Below are 20,224 nucleotides of genomic sequence, written 5' to 3'. Positions count from 1 at the left end.
CAGTGACAGTTCAAAACTGTTGCTGCCTTTTGCCATCTTACCCAAATCAGAAGTATTGACATCATAACTCGCGCCGATCAGGAACTCTTTTACATATACACCGATGTAGGGAGAGATCGCATCTTTGATACGGTAGTTGGCACCGATCATAAAGTCTGCATCTTCGGCCACGTTCATTTGCAAATACGCCCCTATCATTTTCTCTTCTGCTGATCCCTGGCGCATGTACAAGATGTTTGGTGTGATGCTCGCCACTTCGTTGATCATGATTCTCAAACCCGCATGGCCCGTGTATCTTACCGGGATCTTTGCATCGCCGCTCGCACTGAACTGGTCAGTCGGGCGCGTAATGTGTGAAGCGGAAACGCCCGCAAACAGGTTGGCTTTTTTGCCCGGTTCTGCATCGTAGTACATTACACCCACGCCTGCATCAAAGGAAGTAGCGCTGGTTTTGCTAAGGGCTTCGCCGGTGCCTGCGCCCGGGTTGTAACCGGTGGAGGGGTTCCACTGCTCACCGAATGACATTTTGCTGATGTCGAAGCGGCGCTGGATCATGCCCAGCTGGAAGCCCATGTTCAGTCTTTTATAACCGTTTGCTCCAAACTTTACACCAGAGTAAGCCATGCTTGCATAAGCGGTGGTGTAGTTAAAGCCGCCGTCGCCTGCACGCTGATTGAGCACGCTTACGCCAAAGGCTGCATTCTTGTTGGTATTGAAATCGGCAGAAACGCCGGGTGTCTGGTAAGGAGAAGCAATATTGCCCCACTGGTTGCGGTAGATCGCAGAGACTCTTGCACTACCGTCAAACACGCCTGTCAGTGCAGGGTTCAACCACGAAGGATAAACGTAATACTGGGTGTAGTGCGGGTCCTGGGCTTTCGCAGTTCCCATTCCTGCCAACAGCAGCAGGCCCATTGCAGTTATTTTTGTTATGCGCATGATTTGCTAGTTTATAGTTGGTTTTTATTAACTCGTTTTTCTCAGTTGTTTTATCAGTTGTTAGTTGATAGCTGTTAGTAGAAAATGATAGCTCCGAAACCCTAACAACTAACAACTTATCTCAATATCGTGACCGACCCCGTTAATGGAGCCAATCCTTTGTTTAGCTCTATTACATAATAATAAGTTCCTACAGGCAGCGAACTGCCGTTTGTTCTTCCGTCCCACGGAGTGCCATATCCTTCGGACCTGTACACCATTTGTCCATACCTGTTATACACCTGCACCGTTGCTCTTTCATAATCTGCAAGGTTTGTAATTTGCCAATTATCATTGATACCATCGCCGTTAGGGCTGAATGCATTGGGCACTTTCACGGGTTTCAAAATTTTCACTGTCAATTCATCGGTAGCCGTGCAACGGCTTTCGCCGGTGGTTGCAGTGAGCACAAATGTTTGATCATGTATGGCAATGTATGTTGGTGTAAGTATGGATGCGTTGTCAAGCAATGATGCAGGCGTCCAGCGAAAGTTGACATCTGTAACATTGTTCGCCGTTGCTTTAAATGTTACTTTCTCTCCCGGCAAAACTGCAACCGAAGGACCTGCTTCTATTACCGGTTGAATGTTAACTGTTATATTTTTCTGAGCACGTTCAGAAATACATCCTGCAGCATCTGTTACTGCAAGGCTCACATTGTATAGTCCTGGCGCGGCATAGCGCTTCACAGGATTGCGATCTGTTGAAACATTGCCATCGGCAAAATTCCAGTTCCAGCTTTTTATTGCGCTGTTATTTGCAACACTTTTATCGGTAAAAACATTGTCTGTTCCCTGGCATACAACTTCGGGATCAACTGTAAACGCGGCGGTTGGTTTGTTGATGAAATTGTTGAAAGGTTTTATTGCGCTGCTTGATGAACAGTTGCCTGCAGCAGCTTTTAGTTGAATGTTATAATTGCCGGCGGATGCGTACACATGTTTTGCATCTTTATCTGTAGATGTACTGCCATCGCCAAATGACCATGTGAAAGTAAGCGGCGCACCATCCAGTGAATTGGATAAGTTAGTGAAAACAGCTTCTCCGCCAGGCATACACACGATTGCGGGCAAGCTAAAATCCGCCTGCGGATATGGATGCACCGCTACGTCATTTTTTATGGTATCGCTTGCACAACCTTTGTCACTTACTGCAACAAGCTGTACGGTGTATTTACCATAGCTGGCGTATGATTTGCTGAAAGCGTTGTTGTTATTATTAACGGCAGTTGTACCGTCGCCAAAATTCCAATTCCAATATGTAATGGCGTACCCGTTTGCAACGGTTGAATGATCGGTGATGGCTGCTGCGCCGTCTGTACAAATTTCTTTTGTTACGTCAAAATTGGCGGCAGGTTTCGGATGGACTTTAATGGTTTGCCTGATAGAATCCTGGCAGTCGTTTTTGGACGTAAACGTAAACCAGATTTCATGAGTTCCTGCACCCGCCGCACTTGGACTGAAATTACCTGCTGCGTCAACGCCTGGTCCGCGGTATGTGCCGGTTCCTTGTACGCCATTGATCACAGAGGCTTTTGCTATGGACAGTATTTTTGAATTCTCGCACACATCTCCCAACAAGCCAAAGGCCAACTGTGGTTTTATGCTGAACGAAATCTTATAGGTAGAATCTTTTCTGCAGCCTTTTTCTGACGAGACTGCATATACAATATTGTAAGCTGTTCCCTGGCTGAAATTGTGCACAGGATCGGCGATGTTGCTGGTGTTTGGATTTTGCGGTGTTGCATTTACATCTCCAAAGTTCCACGCATAAGTTGTTATCTGTTGCCCATCGGGAACGGTTGATGCGCTTGTAAATTGAACAGTGCCGTCTTTCAAACATGCTGTCGGATAACTGATGTTGAGTACAGGGCTTGCATAAATTGAAATATTCTGCATTGCTGTATCACTTATACAAACATCGCTGAACTTCACTACATGCTTGATGGTTTGCACACCATAGGTTGCAAATTGCTTTGTTGTATTTGTTCCTGCTGTAACAGACAGGGTGTCGTGGTTGCCAAAATCCCAGAAGGATTGTTTTACTCCTGCCTGGTTATTTTTATCGACAAATTTTATTGCAGAGCCCTCGCAAGTATCTGCGGTCACAATGTCAAACACAGGCGTTGTGGGTTTATCTGAAAGTGAAAAAGTTTTCACCGTATCTGCGGCACATCCTACAGAATCGATGGCAAATAATTCTGCTGAGTGGTTGCCTGTTTTAAAAACATGATCCACTGTTTTTCCTGACGCGGTTGTCTTGTCAGAAAAAATCCATTCCCATCTTTTGATATTTTCCTTTGTAGAAAAAACATCTTCGCCGATGAAATGAATATTTTCAGATGTTGTACAGTTGTTGTACACCACATTAAAGTTGGTTGAATAAGCGGGCTTTACTAAAACCTTAAAGGCTACCTGTTCTATCTGATCACAGGTTGGCACATTTACTCCGGCTGAATACAATGGCACATTAAAGGTGCCTGCTTTCATGAAAGTATAGTAACCGGGCAATGTGTATTTGAAATATTGCACGCCGTTTACAGTAACCATTCCTGCGGGCACAGGGGCGTTGATCACGACATCATTTGCGGGAGAAATAATTCCCGCGAGTTGACTCAGGCGCCAATTCAGCTGGTCCGGTTTGTATCGCATCAGAACAGACAACTCAACGGGCGTCTTCACACATGTGTAGGCACTTGGCTCGTTGGTTGGACTGTATTTATTTTTGAAAGAAGATAATCCGCTCAGGTTGCCGAGCATGGTGCCTGCATTGTAGCCGTATGATTCGTTGCTGCCCAATCCATAGGTGATACCTGTAAATGCGGAATCGCTTTCAACGATGCATTGTGCCTGCGCGGCACTCCATCTTTTTGTCACCACAGCATAACCGGGAAAATTCGGATGGTCGTATATATCATCGTAGCCGCCGGTTACGCCATCTATTTTCAATGACGTTACTCCGGCTCTTGGTATAATGAGTGAAAGATAATTGACGTTTATGTTCTGCCTGTCGTTACGATAAAAACTGACGTGGTTAATGGATTGCTCCAACGGACTTATATAGATCATTTCCGGATCGCCGTTGCCTGCATAGCCGCATGCATTTTTCGAAGGAAGATACTGGGCGAGCATAACCGGCTGATCTGTCTCTATATAGTCTGCCGTATTACTTTGATATTCGTAGTAATTGCCGTTGATGCCATACAACTGTTGTCCATTCTTTACTACAACAGTGCCGGGATCTTTAACAATAATTCTGTACACGTTAATGTTATGTTGCGCCGGTGAATTGTCAACGCAGCTTGGTGCGGTCAGGTATTGCCTTCCCCAAGCAGAATAAGGAAACAATTGCTGCATCAGGTTGTCGCCGGTTCCATTAAAACCTGTACAGGCAATTTGCGTTTCACTGCTTCCGGAAAAAACGCCAATAGCATGGCAGGGTTCTGCGCCATTGCTGATAGAAGTTACTGTTGTTCCTGTAAGATCAAACCCTGCTTCGTTATCTTTTGCAGCTCCAAGTATTTGATAAACTTGCCCTTTCTGCAGATCTACTACAAAAGGTACATTTGCTGCATGGCCATTGCGTGTTGCCACGGACGGCACAATGCGCACACGTGTATTGTTTTCTGCGGCAACCACATACATCCATGAATAACAATCTCTGTTGGCTCCATATCCGGCCGATAAAAATTGTTGTGTATTCAGGGACATATAAGAGTTGCCCCACGCTTCAACGGGTATCAGCATGGCTGCTCCGGAATTATCTTCTGAATATATGTGTGCATAGGCAACTATCGGCGCGGTGCTTTGAATATGAATACCCTTTGTGAACAATCCCTCAGAACCTGTGCCACCAAAGGATGGCGGCGCTGTATACAATCTTGCATCGAAAGGAGAAGACGGATTTGAAAAAACGCCTTTAGGAATCAGTTCGCTTTCTACAACGCTGTTTCCAGGAACCGTGTATGTTTTCGCATATCCGGTACCGTTAATGGAAACAGTAACAACAGCATCCTGCTCCGCACTGAAATAGAGTATCATTTCCTGCGAATTATCCTTGCCGGGTTCCATAAACTGGTGGTGGCCGTAGCCTACCCAAAACTCTCTCCCCTGGTTGGAAAGATTTTGGGCAAAGGCCCACCCATTATGTAACAGCAAGAAAGCCATTATTACTATTTTTACTTTTATCTGCATATGCCGGACAAGCCGGAATAAATAATTAAGAATTAAGAATTAGGAATTAAGAATGCTTTCTGTGTAGCATTACTCCCTAATCATCTAATTCATGTTTTTCAAAAAGCAACCATTTATTTAATTGAAAGTTGAAAATTGAAAATTGAAAATGCTTTTTGATTTAGCCTTGCGACGGTTTATCAAACAACGCACCATTTAAATTTTCAACTTTCAATTTTCCATTTTCCATTTTCAATTATCTCAAAATCGTCACAGAGCCTGTCATCGGCGGCTCGCCTTGTTTTACATTGATCACATAATAGTACGTTCCTACCGGTAGTGGACTTCCATTCATTCTTCCATCCCATGGTGTGCTATAGCCATGAGTAGTATATACTTTTTGGCCGTACCTGTTAAACACGGTCAAGGTGCAATCCACGTAGTCGGCAAGGTTCTTAATGTTCCATGTATCATTAATGCCATCTCCGTTTGGCGTAAATACATTCGGCACTTTTACCGGTCTTAATATTTTCACCAGCATCTGATCGGTTGCTTTGCAAATGCCATCTTTATCTGTTGCCGTCAGCACAAATATTTGGTCCTGTATCACATAGTATGATGGATTCAAAATCGTTGGATTGTTCAGCAAGGAAGCAGGTGCCCAGCTATAGCTTAACTGGTTGGCATTTTGAGCTGTTGCTTTTAGTACTACAGAGGTGTTCTCTTCTGCTGCCATGTCCGGACCTGCATCGATCACAGGTTTAATGCGCACCGTAACATTATCATCTGCCGTTGCGCCACTGGCCGTACAGCCGTTGTTGTCTGTTACCGTTAAGGATATGGCATACGTACCGAACTTATCGAACAGCTTACTTGAGGTTTGCTCAGTGGAACTCGTACCATCGCCAAAGCTCCAGTTCCACGCTGTGATGGCACCACTTGCAGAAGTGCTCTTATCAGTAAATATCACTGCTACTCCTTCGCAAGGACCTTTGTCAGAAATATCAAATGCCACCACCGGTTTTGGTTTGAACACATCGCTGGTGAATTGTTTGTTCGTAGTGGCAAAACATCCAAATGCTGATGTGGCTTTCAGTGTTACAGTGTATGGCTGCTGTGCAGTGTACACATGTGTTGGGTTTACATCGGTGGAAGTGCCACCATCGCCAAATTGCCAGTTATACGTTAATGTGCCTGGTTCTGTACTGCTGCTCTTGTTGGTAAACACCGCATCACCTCCCGGCATACAAACTGCGGTGGGCAAGTCAAATGCTGCAGTGGGCAATACATGCACGTTTAATGTTTTTGTAAACACATCGCTTACACAACCATCTTTGCTCGTTACTTTCAAAGTAACAGGATATGATTTTGCTGTTGCAAAAGTTTTGTCAAACGGGTTACCATTTGTATACGTTACATCCGGGTTGCCATCACCAAAGTTCCATGTCCACGACCCGATGGCAGCGGCAGGATCTGCAGCCGTATTGATGGTGGACTGATCGGTAAAGGTTGATTTGTCGCCAAAGCAAACATCGGCCAAAGTGGTGAAGGATGCCTGTGGCACTGGCCTTACAAAAATCACATTGGACGCTGAATCTGTACAGCCATTATCAGAACCATAGATGTACCAGATATCATGCTTGCCTGCCGTAGTTAACGACGGTGTAAAGTTGCCCGTTGCGTCTGTAGCGTCGCCTTTATAATAACCTTTACCCGTTACGCCATTTGTTACGCTTGCAAAAGCAACAGAGACCGTTCCTTTTGCATTCAAACAAACAGCCGGTGGTGTTATAGGATCAAACTTGATGATCGGTTTTGGCTGGAAGCTGGCATCCCATGCGGTATCGCTCACACAACCTTTTTCAGAAGTTGCGCTGAATGATAATTTATACACCGCAGGGTTTGCATACATGTGCGATGCATTGGCGGTGGTAGCGGTATTTGGATTGGCAGGTGTTGAGGCAGCATCTCCAAAGTTCCACAGGTATGAACTAATTGCCTGGTTATCGCTTGTAACTACTGCGCTGGTAAACTTGATGATGCCATCATCGGGTCTGCAACCTTTTGGATAAGCAACATTCAGTTTTGGTTTACCATAAATAGTGATCACTTTGGTGGCCGTGTCACTCACACAATTGTCGCTGATCTTCGCCACGTGTTTGATCGTTATGGTACCTGCATTTTTATAAGCATGCGAAGTAGCGTAACCATTGAGTGTTAACGTTGAATCAACACCATCGCCATAGTTCCAGTAATAGGATTGAGCAGTAACAGGTGTGTTCTCGCTGATCTTAAGTTGCGTTTGCTCGCAGTTCATTGCTGCATCTACTGTAAAATCAGGAATGGCAGGTTTGGCACCAATCACAAATGTTTTGGTGGTATCTGCAATACAACCCGCGGCGTCTATGGCCATTAATTCAGCGCTGTTTTTACCGGCATTAAATGTGAGCGACAATTCTTTGCCTGTACCTGTCAAAGGTGTGGTACCATTCAGGAAGTTCCATTGCCAACCCTGGGCCGCGCTGCCATCGGTGAATTTATCGTTGGCCACAAATTTCACCAATTTTGTATCGGCACATTTATCATCGAAGAGAATGTCGAAGTTGGTTTTGAGTGTGTCTTTTACAATGACCCGGTATTTGATCTGCTCTGTATTGTCACAGGCTTCCACGTCTGGCGCGGTTGCAAATACAGGAATATTAATGGTTCCGGGTGTCGAAAATTTATAATAACCGGGCAGTGTGTATTTGTAGTAAGGCACACCCCACACCATTACAGTTCCCGCTTCAACGGGATTGTTGATTACAACATCAGCATTGGGCGATATAGTATCTTTTAATGCGCTTAACTGCCACAAGATTTTGGTTGGTTTGTAGCGGATCAATACCGATAATTCAACAGGCGTATTTGCACAGGTATATGTATTTGCAGTATCTGATTTGTTGTATTTGTTCTTTATATAAGGAACGCCGCTCAGGTTATCGATGTACGCGCCGGCATTGTACGAATAGGAATTAGCCTGACCAAATCCATAGGTCATGGCCGTAAAGGCAGAATCGCTGGTTACGATGGTTTGCGCCGGGGCTCTTGGATCTGAGTTTGAATTTACATTCCATTCTCTGATAACAACAGAATAGCCCGGCAAATTGGGATTGGGATAAGAATAAAAATTATTAGCCTTGCCTTCAACCATTAAAGACGACAAGCCAGCAGTCGGAATGCTTAATGCCAGATAGTTACGATCTATCTTGTCTTTCTTCGGACGTAAGAAACCTACTTTTTTAATACTTTGCTCAATTGGGCTTAAGTATGTCATGTCAGGATCTGCAAGTCCGCTGTAGTTACAATCCGAGCCTGTTGATGGCATTATTTGTGCAACCTGCACGGGACCGTCTGCTTCTAAATAATCCGCAGTATTGCTGATAAATTCATAAAAATTCTGCGGGGTCAAGCCAGTAAGTGGCACGCCATTTCTTTTCACCACTATGGAAGGGTCCTTTACCATAACCCTGAAAATATTAGCGTTAAGCTTTGTCGCATTATCAACAACACTGGTTGGTATGGTAACATACCGTCGCCCCCATGCCTCTACCGGAAAAACCTGGTGGATCATCATATCAGGAGCCATGTTTGCAAGGCTTGCGGGCTTTGGTCCGCAGCTGATCCAATCGCCGCTGCTGCCGACAAACGTTGCAATAGGCAAACATTTGCCATCACTATTTGCCACGGAGTTAACCGTGGTTCCACAAAAATCATTGGATTGGCTCACATCATCGGCACCGGCCAGTATCTGGTAGATCTCTCCTTTATTCAATGTTACATAGATGGGCACATTGGCGGGCAACCCGCTTCTTGTTGAGTGGGAAGGGTTGATTTTTATTCTTGTATTGTCGTTATCGGCAATTACAAACAACCATGCGAAATAGGGCGTTTTGGTGATATCATCCACCCACTGTTTGGGTTGTAATATCTTATAGGATTTGCCCCAACAGTCCGTTGGAATCAGCATGGTTGCAGCGGACGAATATTCAAATATTTCAAACTCCGTGACGACAACGGGCACTGAGCTGTGTATCTTAATACCTTTTTTAGCAAATATTCCCTCTGAATTTGTACCGCCCCATATTGCCGGCCTGGAATACAACATTGCGTCGTACAGAGAGCCGGGAACATCCCTTAATCCAATGGGCATCCGATCAGATGTATACACGGTATTAGGCGGCACAGTAAACTTCTGCTGATAGGTTGTCCCATTTAAGCTTATTGTTACATCTGCAGCCTGAACATCTGTGGTAATAACAAAAAAGACGCGTGGTGTATCTCCGGGAAACCATGCACCTCCTTCCAATGGGCCTGTATGACCGGCACCCGCCCAAAAGTCTGTTCCTTTGTTCGTTATTCGTTGGGCGCTGGATACTGTTTGCAAGCCAAGTACAAAAAGCAATATGTAAAAAATACGTTTCATTATCGATTCTCTCTCTCGTTAGTTTTTGCTCAATTGGCTTAGGGCTTGGGGTTGTTGCGTTACAATAAGTTGCCTGCTGGCAAACGGTTTGGTTGTTTTAAGAGCCTCTTCTTTTGAGCCAAATTTCCTGCCGGCAAAAGGCCACTTTAAAATGACCTTTTGCCTTGCAGGAAATTGTATTGAAAAAATTATCGTACTAAGTTTATACTTCCTTTCTTATCAATTATATCTCCGCTGTTTAATATTACTCTACACACAAACATGTACACTCCAGATGGTTGTGGTTTGCCGCTAAGCGTTCCATCCCATCCGTTGCTCATGTTGGTTGTTTCAAATATCTTCTGGCCCCACTGGTTGAAGATCATCATCTTCATTTCTTTAATGTTGCTACCATATACTTTCAGCTGATCGTTGTGACCATCACTGTTTGGCGTAAAGCTGTTTGGTATGAAGATATTATCACAAGAGTTTACCACTATCTTCTGACTTGTGCTGTCGGAACATCCGTCGTTAGCAATAGACAGCAAGCCTACGTTATATGAACCTGTTTTGTTCCATTTCTTCGTTGGGTTCTGAATGTTTGCAGTGGTGTTGTCACCAAAGTTCCAGTTCCAGCGATCGAATGCTGCGCCATTGTATACTGTGCCTGTTGCAGTGAATTGAGCTTCTGAGAACACGCAGTTATCATATGCAACTGTGTAATCTGCCTTAGGCCCTTGTTTTACCACTACCACTACATTGCCTGTAACAGTTTGGTCGCAACTAAGCGGATTGGTTGAAATATATGTTACGCTTACCGGAATTGAATCTGTACCGGTTTGTGTAAATGACAACTCCTGGTTCAGTGTGTACACATAATAATCCTGTGAGTTGATTTCAACAGTGTCTGTTGGTACCGGGTTGTTCAGTGTAACATCTGCCAAAGAACCGAGGCCAGGAACTGCGCTCAATTTCCACGTTAACGTTCTGGCTACCATAGGCACGTATAGACTTGGCTTGAATTTAGTATTCGGACAAGTGTAAAGGTTATGCGTACCCGTAGAACTCAATTTGTTGTCGATGAATGACCTCACGTCGATTCTTGGAATCTGGAAACCTACGTTATATACAAAGCCATCATTGTTACTGGGTTCGTGAACAAGCGCAGTAAAATTGCTATCGCATTTTACTACAGATATCCCATCAGCTCCAGCCCACCTTTTCATAACAACGGTATAGCCTGCATTTTGCGGATGCACATATGTTGTATCGAATGTGTTGCTTCCATCAATTTTTAGAGATGACACCGCACCAGTTGGCACAACCGCTGTGATATAATTAACGGCACCTGCTTTTCTGTAGAACGTTACATCGTTCACACCAAGTCCTACAGGCGTCAGGTAAGTCATGTTTTCGGTACTTCCCGGATCATCATATTCATCATTGCCGCAAGAATAAAAGTATGTCATGCACTGAGAGATCATTATCGGTTTATCAGCCTCAATGTATTGCGGATCACGGGTTGAAAACTCATAGAAGTTGCCAGGCTTGATCCCCGTCATTACCACGCCATTGCGTTTTACAACGGTTGCAGGATCTTTTATCAACACACGGAACTGGTTGAACAGCATTTCGTTTTTGCTGTTTTTTGTTGCCAGCGGAGTAGTCAGGAATTTTTTACCCCACGCCTGCATTGGATAGCTCTGCTGGAAGAAATATTCGTCGGCGCCATTTTGGTTATCGGCACACTGAATACCCGTACCGCCGCTACCTGCAAAAACTGCAATTGGCAAACATTTTCCGTCAGCGTTTGGTATTGAAACGACCTGGGTTCCTGTAAGATCATAAGATTCGAAGGAGTCATCCCATCCGCCATTTTCTGCCGCCGGATGCATTTTGATGAACGCGCCAAGTATTTGATACACCTGGCCACGGTTAAGCGTTACGCGGAATGGAACGCCCGCCGTTTTGCCGCCCTGCGTTGCTCCGGATGGTGTAATCTGCACAACAGTGTTATCATTATCTGCAATTACGTTCACCCATGATGTTCCCATGGCAGGATCAGGATATCCGCTGAACTGGCGCACACTCAATGTTGTATAGTCTTTGCTGTAACTGCCCGTTGGCATCAGCAGCGCATTCGTTCTACCTACAACGGCAGTTGCTGCAATCGGATGGTTACTTTCAATCAGAATACCTCTGCCAGACAACCCTTCTTCGAGCAAACGGGCATCATATAATCCTGATTTTGGAATTTCATCGGTAGTTATGATCTGACCTGCGGTTAGTGAATATGTTTTGCTGTATGCAGTTCCGTTTACACTCACTCTCACATCTGTTGCCACATCAGCAGCTAGTATAAATTTGAACTGCTGACCATTGCCAGACAATGCTTCTCTGTGCATTGCATACGGCGCCCAGAAACGTGTACCTCTATTGAGGCTGTCTGGCGTTGTAACAAACACGAGAGGTTTTGGCATTTTGCCATCGGTCATTCCCGTGAATTTATCCAGAACGGTTAATGCAGTATCACTAATGATATTTGAAATAGAATCTATGGTGCTGGTTGCACTTGCCACCCATTTATTAGAGGCATCGGTTTGACCAATTTTAATCAAAGACTTTATTGGCAGCGTTCTCAACCACGGATCAATAAATAGCTGCTGCATGTTGTATTTATATGGACCGCTTCCGGTTACGTCAGCATCTACATAATAATACAAGGACTTTTCCGTAGCCGCCAGTCCTGCAGGCAATACACCTGAGTAACGTTTTAGCGTAATAGCTGTTGGCACGGCCACTCCGGGCGCCCAAGTAATTTTGGTTACCGTGTCAGAACCCATGCTAAACACCTGGGTGGTACCTGCGGCAGGCGTTGCCGGAGTTGCCACCAGATCAGGAGGAGCAACGCTTGGTAAAAACTCATATGCTCCAAGATCCGGAACGCCGTCTGTTAATGTAACGGAACGCGGGTTGCCGTTAATATCAACATTGTTTCCAGCAATCTGAGTACCTCTTCCCTGCAATGCCCATGAACCGGCATCTGTAGCGAGTGGTTGCAAATTGGTGCTGCTGGTAAACGCAGGATCGTATACTATTGAGTTCATATCCTGTATGAACATCGTGCGCCACGAAGCTATATCAGCGTAGTCTTTTTCAAAAGAACCACCTTCTGGTCCAACTTTTACAAGCATAGGACCACTTGAGTACAATAGGTTGTAATCCGTTTTAATGTGCTCGGCTGTATAGTTGTAGAATACAGCAGGGCCACCACCTTTATTGGCAATAATATTGTTATAAAAATTTGTGAATCCGCCCGATCCAGCATACTGGTGATCCACCCACAATGTAGCATTGTACATACCTGTACCGGAAGCGGTGCTTAACAGGGAGTTGTTATAATAATTAGTGTAATGTGCATCTATACTTACCAGTGCAGAAGCATACTCCCAATTTGTCATTCCATCAATGGATGATGCTATGGCTACTTCATTGTTGATCACATCCTGGTAAGAAGCAGATCCATTGTAGATACCATTTACCATTGAGGTCAAATTATCCACACCAACAATTTTGTTGTTCATGATCTTTCCGCGTCTTGCAGCAGAAGCATCATTGCCTGTCATGTAGATACCATATATATAACCCGTGTTATCGCTAAGCGTTACTTTATTGCCAACCACCTGGATAGCACTATCACAGTTATTCATGTAAATGCCGTACGTACCCTGGTTGGAGAATGCTACACTATATGCACTGTTTACAGCCACTGTGTTGTTTACAACTTTTACGTTTGTTGTATTTGCTACATAAATAGATTGATGATAAACACCATCGAAAGTATTTCCATCGATTACGTTATTTGCAGAATAGTTAACTACCGTAGGCCATACACTATTATCTGATGCGCCTGCAATGTAAATACCCTTGGAACCCTGGTGAAAAGTATTTCCTTTTATTACAAAGTTTCCACCCAGCAAATTGGTACCTGCAAAAATACCCGCAGTCGTAGTTTGATCTGCGCCGTAGGTTGCATAGTTCACCGGCTCAGGCAATGTTGAATTGATCACACAGCCAACAATGCTGTCGTGCGATGCAAAATTTGCAATATCGAATACCCTGCTGTAAGTATCACCCGTTGCAGATACAGTAAGATTTTTAAATGCAATGTAGCTGGCACTATCCAGTTTCACTGTATAGTTTGTACCTACTGTTTGTGCATTGTATGTAACTATTGTACTGGCAGCGTTGCCGTTCTCACTTTGGAATGTAATAGTATTTACAGGTGATGCATTCAGAATGGACGCAATTCTCACCTGCTCTGTATAGGTGTTTGCTTTTACATTGAACACAACAGGTCCGGCTATTCCACAACTGATAGCAGTTACTGCATCTTTAAATGAATTAAAGTTTTTGGTTCCTGCAGGATCCGTTGGTTTTGTTTTATCAATAGTATATGTACCGGCAGGGAAGTTGCCGCCTATGTTAATTTGAATAGGTGTTGTGTAAACTGGTGTACCACCGTTACAAGCAACTGCTGCACGATAATATAATGTTGTGTTGCCCGAAGTGAATGAGTAAGGTGGCGCCACCAATGATGAAGACAAATTCGTCCATGTGCCCGCCACGTTTGTCGCAGTTTGCCACTGGTAAGTCATGCCCACACCAACATCATTGTTTTTGAGGTTCAATACAACACCTTTGTCAGAACAGGTGGTAGTACCCACGTTGGAGAAGGCATTACCTGCAGAGAATGAGGTTGTACATCCCGGCAATGAATATTCGTATGCACCAACATCTGGTTTTGATGTGCTTCTTGTAACACCCGCGAAGTCTTTGGTAATTGCCACAGGTGTTCCTTTGTCAAGGAAGGCTGCAGATGTAGGCATGAAATCACCGTTTGCCGCATCTTTAAATGCAGGGTCGATTGCAAAAGATGTAGCGTCTAACTTACTTGCATTTTGCCAGTCTGCTAAAGTGGTGTAACTATTGCCGTCAAAATAACCAATCTTAATAGTCGGGTGATTATTGGTAAAGTAGTCGTTGAAATCAATTCCCAACAGAGCAGAATTTGGATCGCCCACGTAAATACCATATTTAAGACCGGTTCCTCCGCGTGATATGGAGAAGATGTTATTTTTCACTTCTACCGCAGTAACCTGTGAACCATTGTAAAAGCCGTAAGAAGGTTTCATGGAAGAAGAACCCTGGTCGTCCAGCGCTACGGTGTTATAATAGAAGTTAGCATAATTTGATCCATTATTTGCCAACGCATAGATCGTTCCCAATCCTTTCAGGTCATAGATAATGTTATTGGAAACAACATTCTCCAATCCTGCGTCGCCTGAAGCATATGAAAATGCAATGCCGTACAGCTGCTGCGCAAAATTTGGATCGCCATCAAGCAGTCCATGAATTTTGTTTTTGGAGATGCTGGCCGCGATGTTTGCACCCGACATTTGAATACCATATAATGGATAATTCGTGTTGGTACGGTTCGGTCTGCTGATGTCGTTACCTTCTACAAGCGCGAAGCTGGTGTTGTTAAGGTAAATGCCATAACTATAGAAATCTTTTATCTTGTTATTGATGATCTTGTTTCTCGATGCAGGATAGTCTCTATAATCAACCGTACCACCTACCAAGCTGATGCCATAATAACCACCGGTAATAGTGTTGTCAGAAATTTCATTTCCGTCGGCATAAGAACCAGGAGCTGTAGGATTAGGGCCGCCAGCGATAACGATCGCATTGTAATAGTATCCGGTTTGTACACTGTTAACTGTGATCGTGCTTTTTCTCAAAATATTTGAGTCCGCATTATTGGTGAAAAGCACCCCAAATCCGTAATCGTTATCAGCAGAAGCAAGCGCTTTGATATTGAGGTTGTCGAGAATTACATGCTTCGCGCCATCCAGGGTAAGCACGGCAGGATGGTTCTCATCGTGGCTCAGGAAATTTAATGTAGCGCCGTTGCCATTGAATGTAATGGTGTTTGCCGCTGAAGCGCCGAATATATTGCCAATCACCACTTGCTCGTCATACGGTGTGCCCGTGTTTTTTACATTGAATGTAACCGGAGCGTTAATGCCGCACTTAATATAATTGAGTGCATCGGTGAATGAGGTGAACTGACCCGGCCCCGGTGTTACCAAAGAGTTGTCAATATCAAATGTTCCGGAAACCGGTGCAATAGGAGTAACTTTTACACTTGCAGAAGGTGCTGACAAATTACTGAGGGTACAATTAATCATTACCCTGTAATAAGTAGGGTTGGTCAGCAAAATGTTCAAAGTGTCTTTTGTAGCGGCAGGAATATTTGTCCAGGTGGCATTATCTGAAGAAAGCTGCCACTGATAGGTTAAACCAATAGCAGCAGGTGCATCGGTGGAAAGGTGGAAATTTTCTTTCGGACAAACAAAAGCATTGTTGCTAATTGCATTACCTGCACTTGGTGTGCCTGCGCAGTCGGGAGGTGCCGCCATCCATGTAAAGGTCAGGTTTGGCCTTGTGGTGGCAGTGCCGCTTTCTGTTACGGTTGCTATAGAACAAAAGCTGGTAATGTCGTTTGCGCCGTAAGTGTGCGTTGCATTGAAGGCGAGATCTTTGGTCCAGCCAACTTTTGCATTAGCAGTCTGATTTATTAAACGGCGGTTACCACCATTGGAGCAAATCTCAATCAGGATATTGCTTGTGCCATCCCAAAAAAACTTGTCTACAAACGGAAACTCGTTCACTCCGTCTACCGGTGCAATACCTAAAGACGAATAGTAAACAGCAGGAGTGGGCTCCCACTTTGTAGCGCTTAATGTTGTAGTTGCTGTTTTCCCCATCTTAATGGTATACTGTTGTATGTAACCACAATTGTTCAGGTCGAGCACGTTTACCTTAAGGCCGGTAATGTAACCCCGGGTGAGGCCGGCGGCCTGAAGTTCGCTTGCGCGAAAAAGATACTGTGCTCTGCTTCCTTCTACGCCACCGGGTAGAGGGCATGGAAATGTGGTAGTGTCATTTGTTTCTGTGCCTGTGCCAACGGTAAAATCCTGGGCCGTAATAGAATTTACACAAACAAGAAAGAAAACATAAAACAGGAATAAATGCTTTTTTCTCATTGCAATATGTTGATTTGGTTCTTACAGAGTCTATTTATTGCCGAATTGTGTTTAAAAAAGGGAGCTTAAAGGCTTTTTTTAACACATTTCAAAAAGATTTATATCTTTTTCTGCCGTCGATTTTCTCTGCCTTGTAAAGATATTCCTGTGAAATTTTTGTTCTGTAAGCTAAAATGCTTAAATATTTAATTGAGTAGAAACACCTAGGTTCTATATGCAATTTTCTGTTGGGGAATTCGTTAGTTCGTTTTTTCTGCTCAATTATAAAATATTGAATATTAAATAATTATTGCCATTTTTGAGCGAATTTGTCACCTGAGCGAAGACTTTAGGATTTTTCATTTTTTTACCCGCCAAATTATCTTGGATTTATTTTTCTCCACACGGATTTCACTATTAATCAGACATCTAGAAAAATACATTACTGTTATTTGACATAAAAACACCCATTAGCTCAAATGGGTTTCAAAAAAGAGGGCAATTTGGGGGCGTGGGAGAAATCAAAAGTAAAAAGTAGAAATTCAAAACCCTTGTATTCACAGGTCGAGTGAAAAGAATCCTTTTTGACTTTTGACTTTTAAATTTTGCCGTTGATTTTGCCTTGACTATTTACAACCTAATCTTTCCGATTTACCACTAATGCTAAAAGGTGGTTAAAGCAATCTTTAAACTGTGTTAAAGAAATAAGGCTTACCCCCGGAAATTGGCACGGAGGCATGCTTATTGAAATTATAGGCATGTACAACTAATCATAAAAAAATAGCCATGAAAAAGAATAAACAAAAAACATTCGAATTTGATTTAAACGTAAACGGTAGCCCGGTGAATGTAATTGTGACTCCTTATATAGCTGTAGACAAACAACGATTTCGCGTAAGCTATAACGGAGGTCCCGTTCACATATTTGGAGTGGATGACAGCTCTCACGAAGTTATGTATATGGATGGCGCCGCAACAGCAATCGCTCCTGAAATTAAAAACGCTGTAGCCCAGGAATTGCAACAGTATGCTTTACAATTAGCCGCTTAATTATATATCCATTTTTATGTGTAAAAATGCCGATGGGATGTGATACCCATCGGCATTCTTTTTTAATAACCGAACATAAACTGCGATTGATCATTGCTTAAACGGGCCACTATTACCAACTTTGTAAAAAGCAATTACATCCATGCCATTCCATGATTTAATTGAGAAAGAAAAACGCGAGCAATCTTTGGCCAGAAAGCTGGATCTCCTGTTAAGAACCGGACAAATGCTTTTGCAAAGTGGCGCGGACAGCAACCGCATCGACCGGAACCTGCGAAGGGCTGCCTTATTTCTCGGAATAGATGAAGACAAGTTTCATCTCCACATTACCTACACAACGCTCATGCTGAACATAAATGACGGGTTGCATTCTATTACCAAATTTCGCAAATGCTCGGGCCACAAGGTTAACATGACAACCGTCTCTGCCGTATCGAGGTTGACATGGCATGCAATGGAACATCAATACTCTTTTGATCGGTTTGAGAAGGAGCTTGATCGCATTGAAAATATCGGGCACCACTACCCGGAATGGCTGGTCATTTTATCTGTCGGATTAGCGTGTGGAGGATTCTGTTTATTGTTCGGAAGCGACTGGGCGGCGGTTTGTATTTCGACTGTAGCGGCATCAATGGCTCTTTTTGTACGGCGGCGCTTGCACAAGAAAGTTAGGAACAACTATGCTGTTATTGCCGCCGCGGCATTTGTAGCAACGCTCATCAGCTGCCTTGCCGCAGCATTTCATCTCAGTGAAACACCAGAACGTCCGGTATTCGCATCAGTACTTTTTCTTATTCCGGGTGTTCCGTTAATCAACTCGCTGGATGACATGATTGATGGTTTTACCATTGTGGGTTTTACCCGTGGCCTGGTTGCGTCGCTTTCTATTGTTGCATTGGCTTTTGGAATGACGGTGGCTTTCAAAGCACTGCATACGCCGGCTTATAAAGCTGCCTTTATTGTACCTAATATATGGTTCTGTGCTCTTGGAGGCGCTGTTGCGGCGGCCGGTTTTGCTATACTTTTTAATGTTCCCTTACGCACACTGGCATTGTGTATGGCCGGTGGCGCAATAGCGGCAGTCACCAAAAACCTGTTAACCGCAGCGGAGGTCAGTTTGCCGCTAGCCACATTTTGCGCTTCACTGGCCGCTGGCATTTGGACGATCTATTGGGTACACAAAGTGCACACTCCGGGTTATGTCATTTCCATTCCTTCTGTAATACCATTGGTTCCCGGCGTACTCGCTTATAAAGCTATGATGGGCCTTTTTGCCTTCACGGCTTTTTCACAACGCACTACAGATGTCAGCAAGATTGAACCATTTATTCAACTGTTCGAACCTGGCATAAAATCCATCCTAAGCGTTTTAGGAATTTCACTAGGGGTTGCAATACCCAATATCCTTGACAGGTTTTATTCTTCGAAAAAGAAACGCAGCATTGAAGATGCTTTTAAGGAGAAAAATAAAATCACATAATTCAATGTCGTTTCCTACGACCGTTTAACTAATAACATTGTTTCTGTTTGACGAAGCCTTCATTGCAGTCACCGCTTGAAAAAACCTTTGCGATCTTTGCTCCTTTGCGTGAAATCCTAAATGTAAATGCCGGTTGCAAAACAACCGGCATTACTTTTTGAATAATACTGCAAGCATTTTCTCATCTATTCTTTTAGGCCGCATGTTCTGTGCGCTTAAAAGGCACCACGTCGTTTTTGCTTTCGCAAATATCTTTCCTGTTGCCGAACAAACGTCAACATATCGCACTGATTTCGCTCCGCCCGATTCTCCTACCCAGGTTTTTGCAACCACATCATCAGAAATAAGTGCCGGACTTAAATAGTCAATTTCATGTCTCACTACCACCCATGCATTTTCCCGTTTTGTCTCTTCATCCGCAAGGTAGTTCCAATGCGCCGCGGCCGCTTCCTGCACCCATCGCACGTACACAATGTTGTTTACGTGACCCAATTCATCTATATCATTTGCTTCTACCGCTATCGTATGTGCGTAAACATCTCCCACCGGCTCCTGCATAATCTTTTCTTTTATTAAAGATAACCAGGAAAATGCGCTTCCAAAATTTCCCGCAAAATTTCTACTGTCAGCGGTTTGTTCCTGAATGCTGCCACAGTTTCAATTTGCATTGCCCGTAAGCGGTCCTCCGGGTTAAAAGATGTGGTGAGCATTACAACGATCACCTTGCTTTTTTGCCCTTCAGATAATTTCTCGTATTCTGCCAGGAACTCCCAACCATCCATTGCCGGCATGTTTATATCGAGAAAGATCAATTCCGGAGTGCATTGATCGCTGTTGTTGTTTGATGCTGCTTTGAGGTATTCAAGTGCTTGCCTTGCATTTGGAACAACCTGTATTCTTTCTGCACAATCCATTTCTTCCACCACCATTTTATTCAAGAAATTAGTAGGCTCATCATCATCGATCAGCATTATGCATTTGAGTTTCTTTTTCATCTATTTCTAAAGAG

At 43.8% G+C, this 20,224-nt stretch carries 8 protein-coding genes; 2 read left to right on the top strand and 6 right to left on the bottom strand.

Annotated elements, in window-relative coordinates; genetic code table 11:
- The 4 genes from KTO63_RS09725 to KTO63_RS09710 all read right to left on the bottom strand — a co-directional run.
- Positions 1–939, bottom strand: a 939-nt coding sequence (locus KTO63_RS09725) for a PorP/SprF family type IX secretion system membrane protein (RefSeq protein WP_217791071.1), incomplete at its 3' end; no start/stop codon positions are given.
- 116 nt (positions 940–1,055) lie between these two features.
- The gene (locus KTO63_RS09720; protein WP_217791070.1) at positions 1,056–5,144 is read right to left on the bottom strand and encodes a PKD domain-containing protein; all 4,089 of its coding nucleotides are present in this window, start codon (positions 5,142–5,144) and stop codon (positions 1,056–1,058) included.
- A gap of 262 nt (positions 5,145–5,406) precedes the next feature.
- Positions 5,407–9,615: a PKD domain-containing protein gene (locus KTO63_RS09715; RefSeq protein ID WP_217791069.1), complete on the bottom strand. Its 4,209-nt coding sequence runs from the start codon at positions 9,613–9,615 to the stop codon at positions 5,407–5,409.
- Between the two features lie 188 nt (positions 9,616–9,803).
- The gene (locus tag KTO63_RS09710; protein ID WP_217791068.1) at positions 9,804–16,706 is read right to left on the bottom strand and encodes a T9SS type B sorting domain-containing protein; all 6,903 of its coding nucleotides are present in this window, start codon (positions 16,704–16,706) and stop codon (positions 9,804–9,806) included.
- 765 nt (positions 16,707–17,471) lie between these two features.
- On the opposite strand from KTO63_RS09710, the gene KTO63_RS09705 reads away from it, so the two are divergent.
- Entirely contained in the window at positions 17,472–17,735 is a 264-nt protein-coding gene (locus KTO63_RS09705; protein ID WP_217791067.1) for a hypothetical protein, read from the top strand.
- Between the two features lie 142 nt (positions 17,736–17,877).
- The gene (locus KTO63_RS09700; protein ID WP_217791066.1) at positions 17,878–19,215 is read left to right on the top strand and encodes a threonine/serine exporter family protein; all 1,338 of its coding nucleotides are present in this window, start codon (positions 17,878–17,880) and stop codon (positions 19,213–19,215) included.
- Between the two features lie 150 nt (positions 19,216–19,365).
- Here the strand turns inward: KTO63_RS09700 and KTO63_RS09695 are convergent, their stop codons facing one another.
- Together KTO63_RS09695 and KTO63_RS09690 are read right to left on the bottom strand one after the other, a co-directional pair.
- Positions 19,366–19,773 (bottom strand): acyl-CoA thioesterase, encoded by a 408-nt coding sequence (locus tag KTO63_RS09695; RefSeq protein ID WP_217791065.1) that lies wholly within the window; start codon positions 19,771–19,773, stop codon positions 19,366–19,368.
- A gap of 14 nt (positions 19,774–19,787) precedes the next feature.
- The gene (locus tag KTO63_RS09690; protein ID WP_217791064.1) at positions 19,788–20,210 is read right to left on the bottom strand and encodes a response regulator; all 423 of its coding nucleotides are present in this window, start codon (positions 20,208–20,210) and stop codon (positions 19,788–19,790) included.
- Positions 20,211–20,224 lie beyond the last annotated feature (14 nt).

Source organism: Pinibacter aurantiacus (genome assembly GCF_019130065.1).
Taxonomy (GTDB): Bacteria; Bacteroidota; Bacteroidia; order Chitinophagales; family Chitinophagaceae; genus Pinibacter; species Pinibacter aurantiacus.
Note: the sequence above shows the minus strand (reverse complement) of the source record. Positions and strands in the feature narration are given on the sequence as shown.

Coding starts and splice junctions, on each gene's coding strand:
- KTO63_RS09720 (WP_217791070.1), bottom strand. CDS start 5,144: ATGGCTTTCTTGCTGTTACATAATGGGTGGGCCTTTGCCCAAAATCTT.
- KTO63_RS09715 (WP_217791069.1), bottom strand. CDS start 9,615: ATGAAACGTATTTTTTACATATTGCTTTTTGTACTTGGCTTGCAAACA.
- KTO63_RS09710 (WP_217791068.1), bottom strand. CDS start 16,706: ATGAGAAAAAAGCATTTATTCCTGTTTTATGTTTTCTTTCTTGTTTGT.
- KTO63_RS09705 (WP_217791067.1), top strand. CDS start 17,472: ATGAAAAAGAATAAACAAAAAACATTCGAATTTGATTTAAACGTAAAC.
- KTO63_RS09700 (WP_217791066.1), top strand. CDS start 17,878: ATGCCATTCCATGATTTAATTGAGAAAGAAAAACGCGAGCAATCTTTG.
- KTO63_RS09695 (WP_217791065.1), bottom strand. CDS start 19,773: ATGCAGGAGCCGGTGGGAGATGTTTACGCACATACGATAGCGGTAGAA.
- KTO63_RS09690 (WP_217791064.1), bottom strand. CDS start 20,210: ATGAAAAAGAAACTCAAATGCATAATGCTGATCGATGATGATGAGCCT.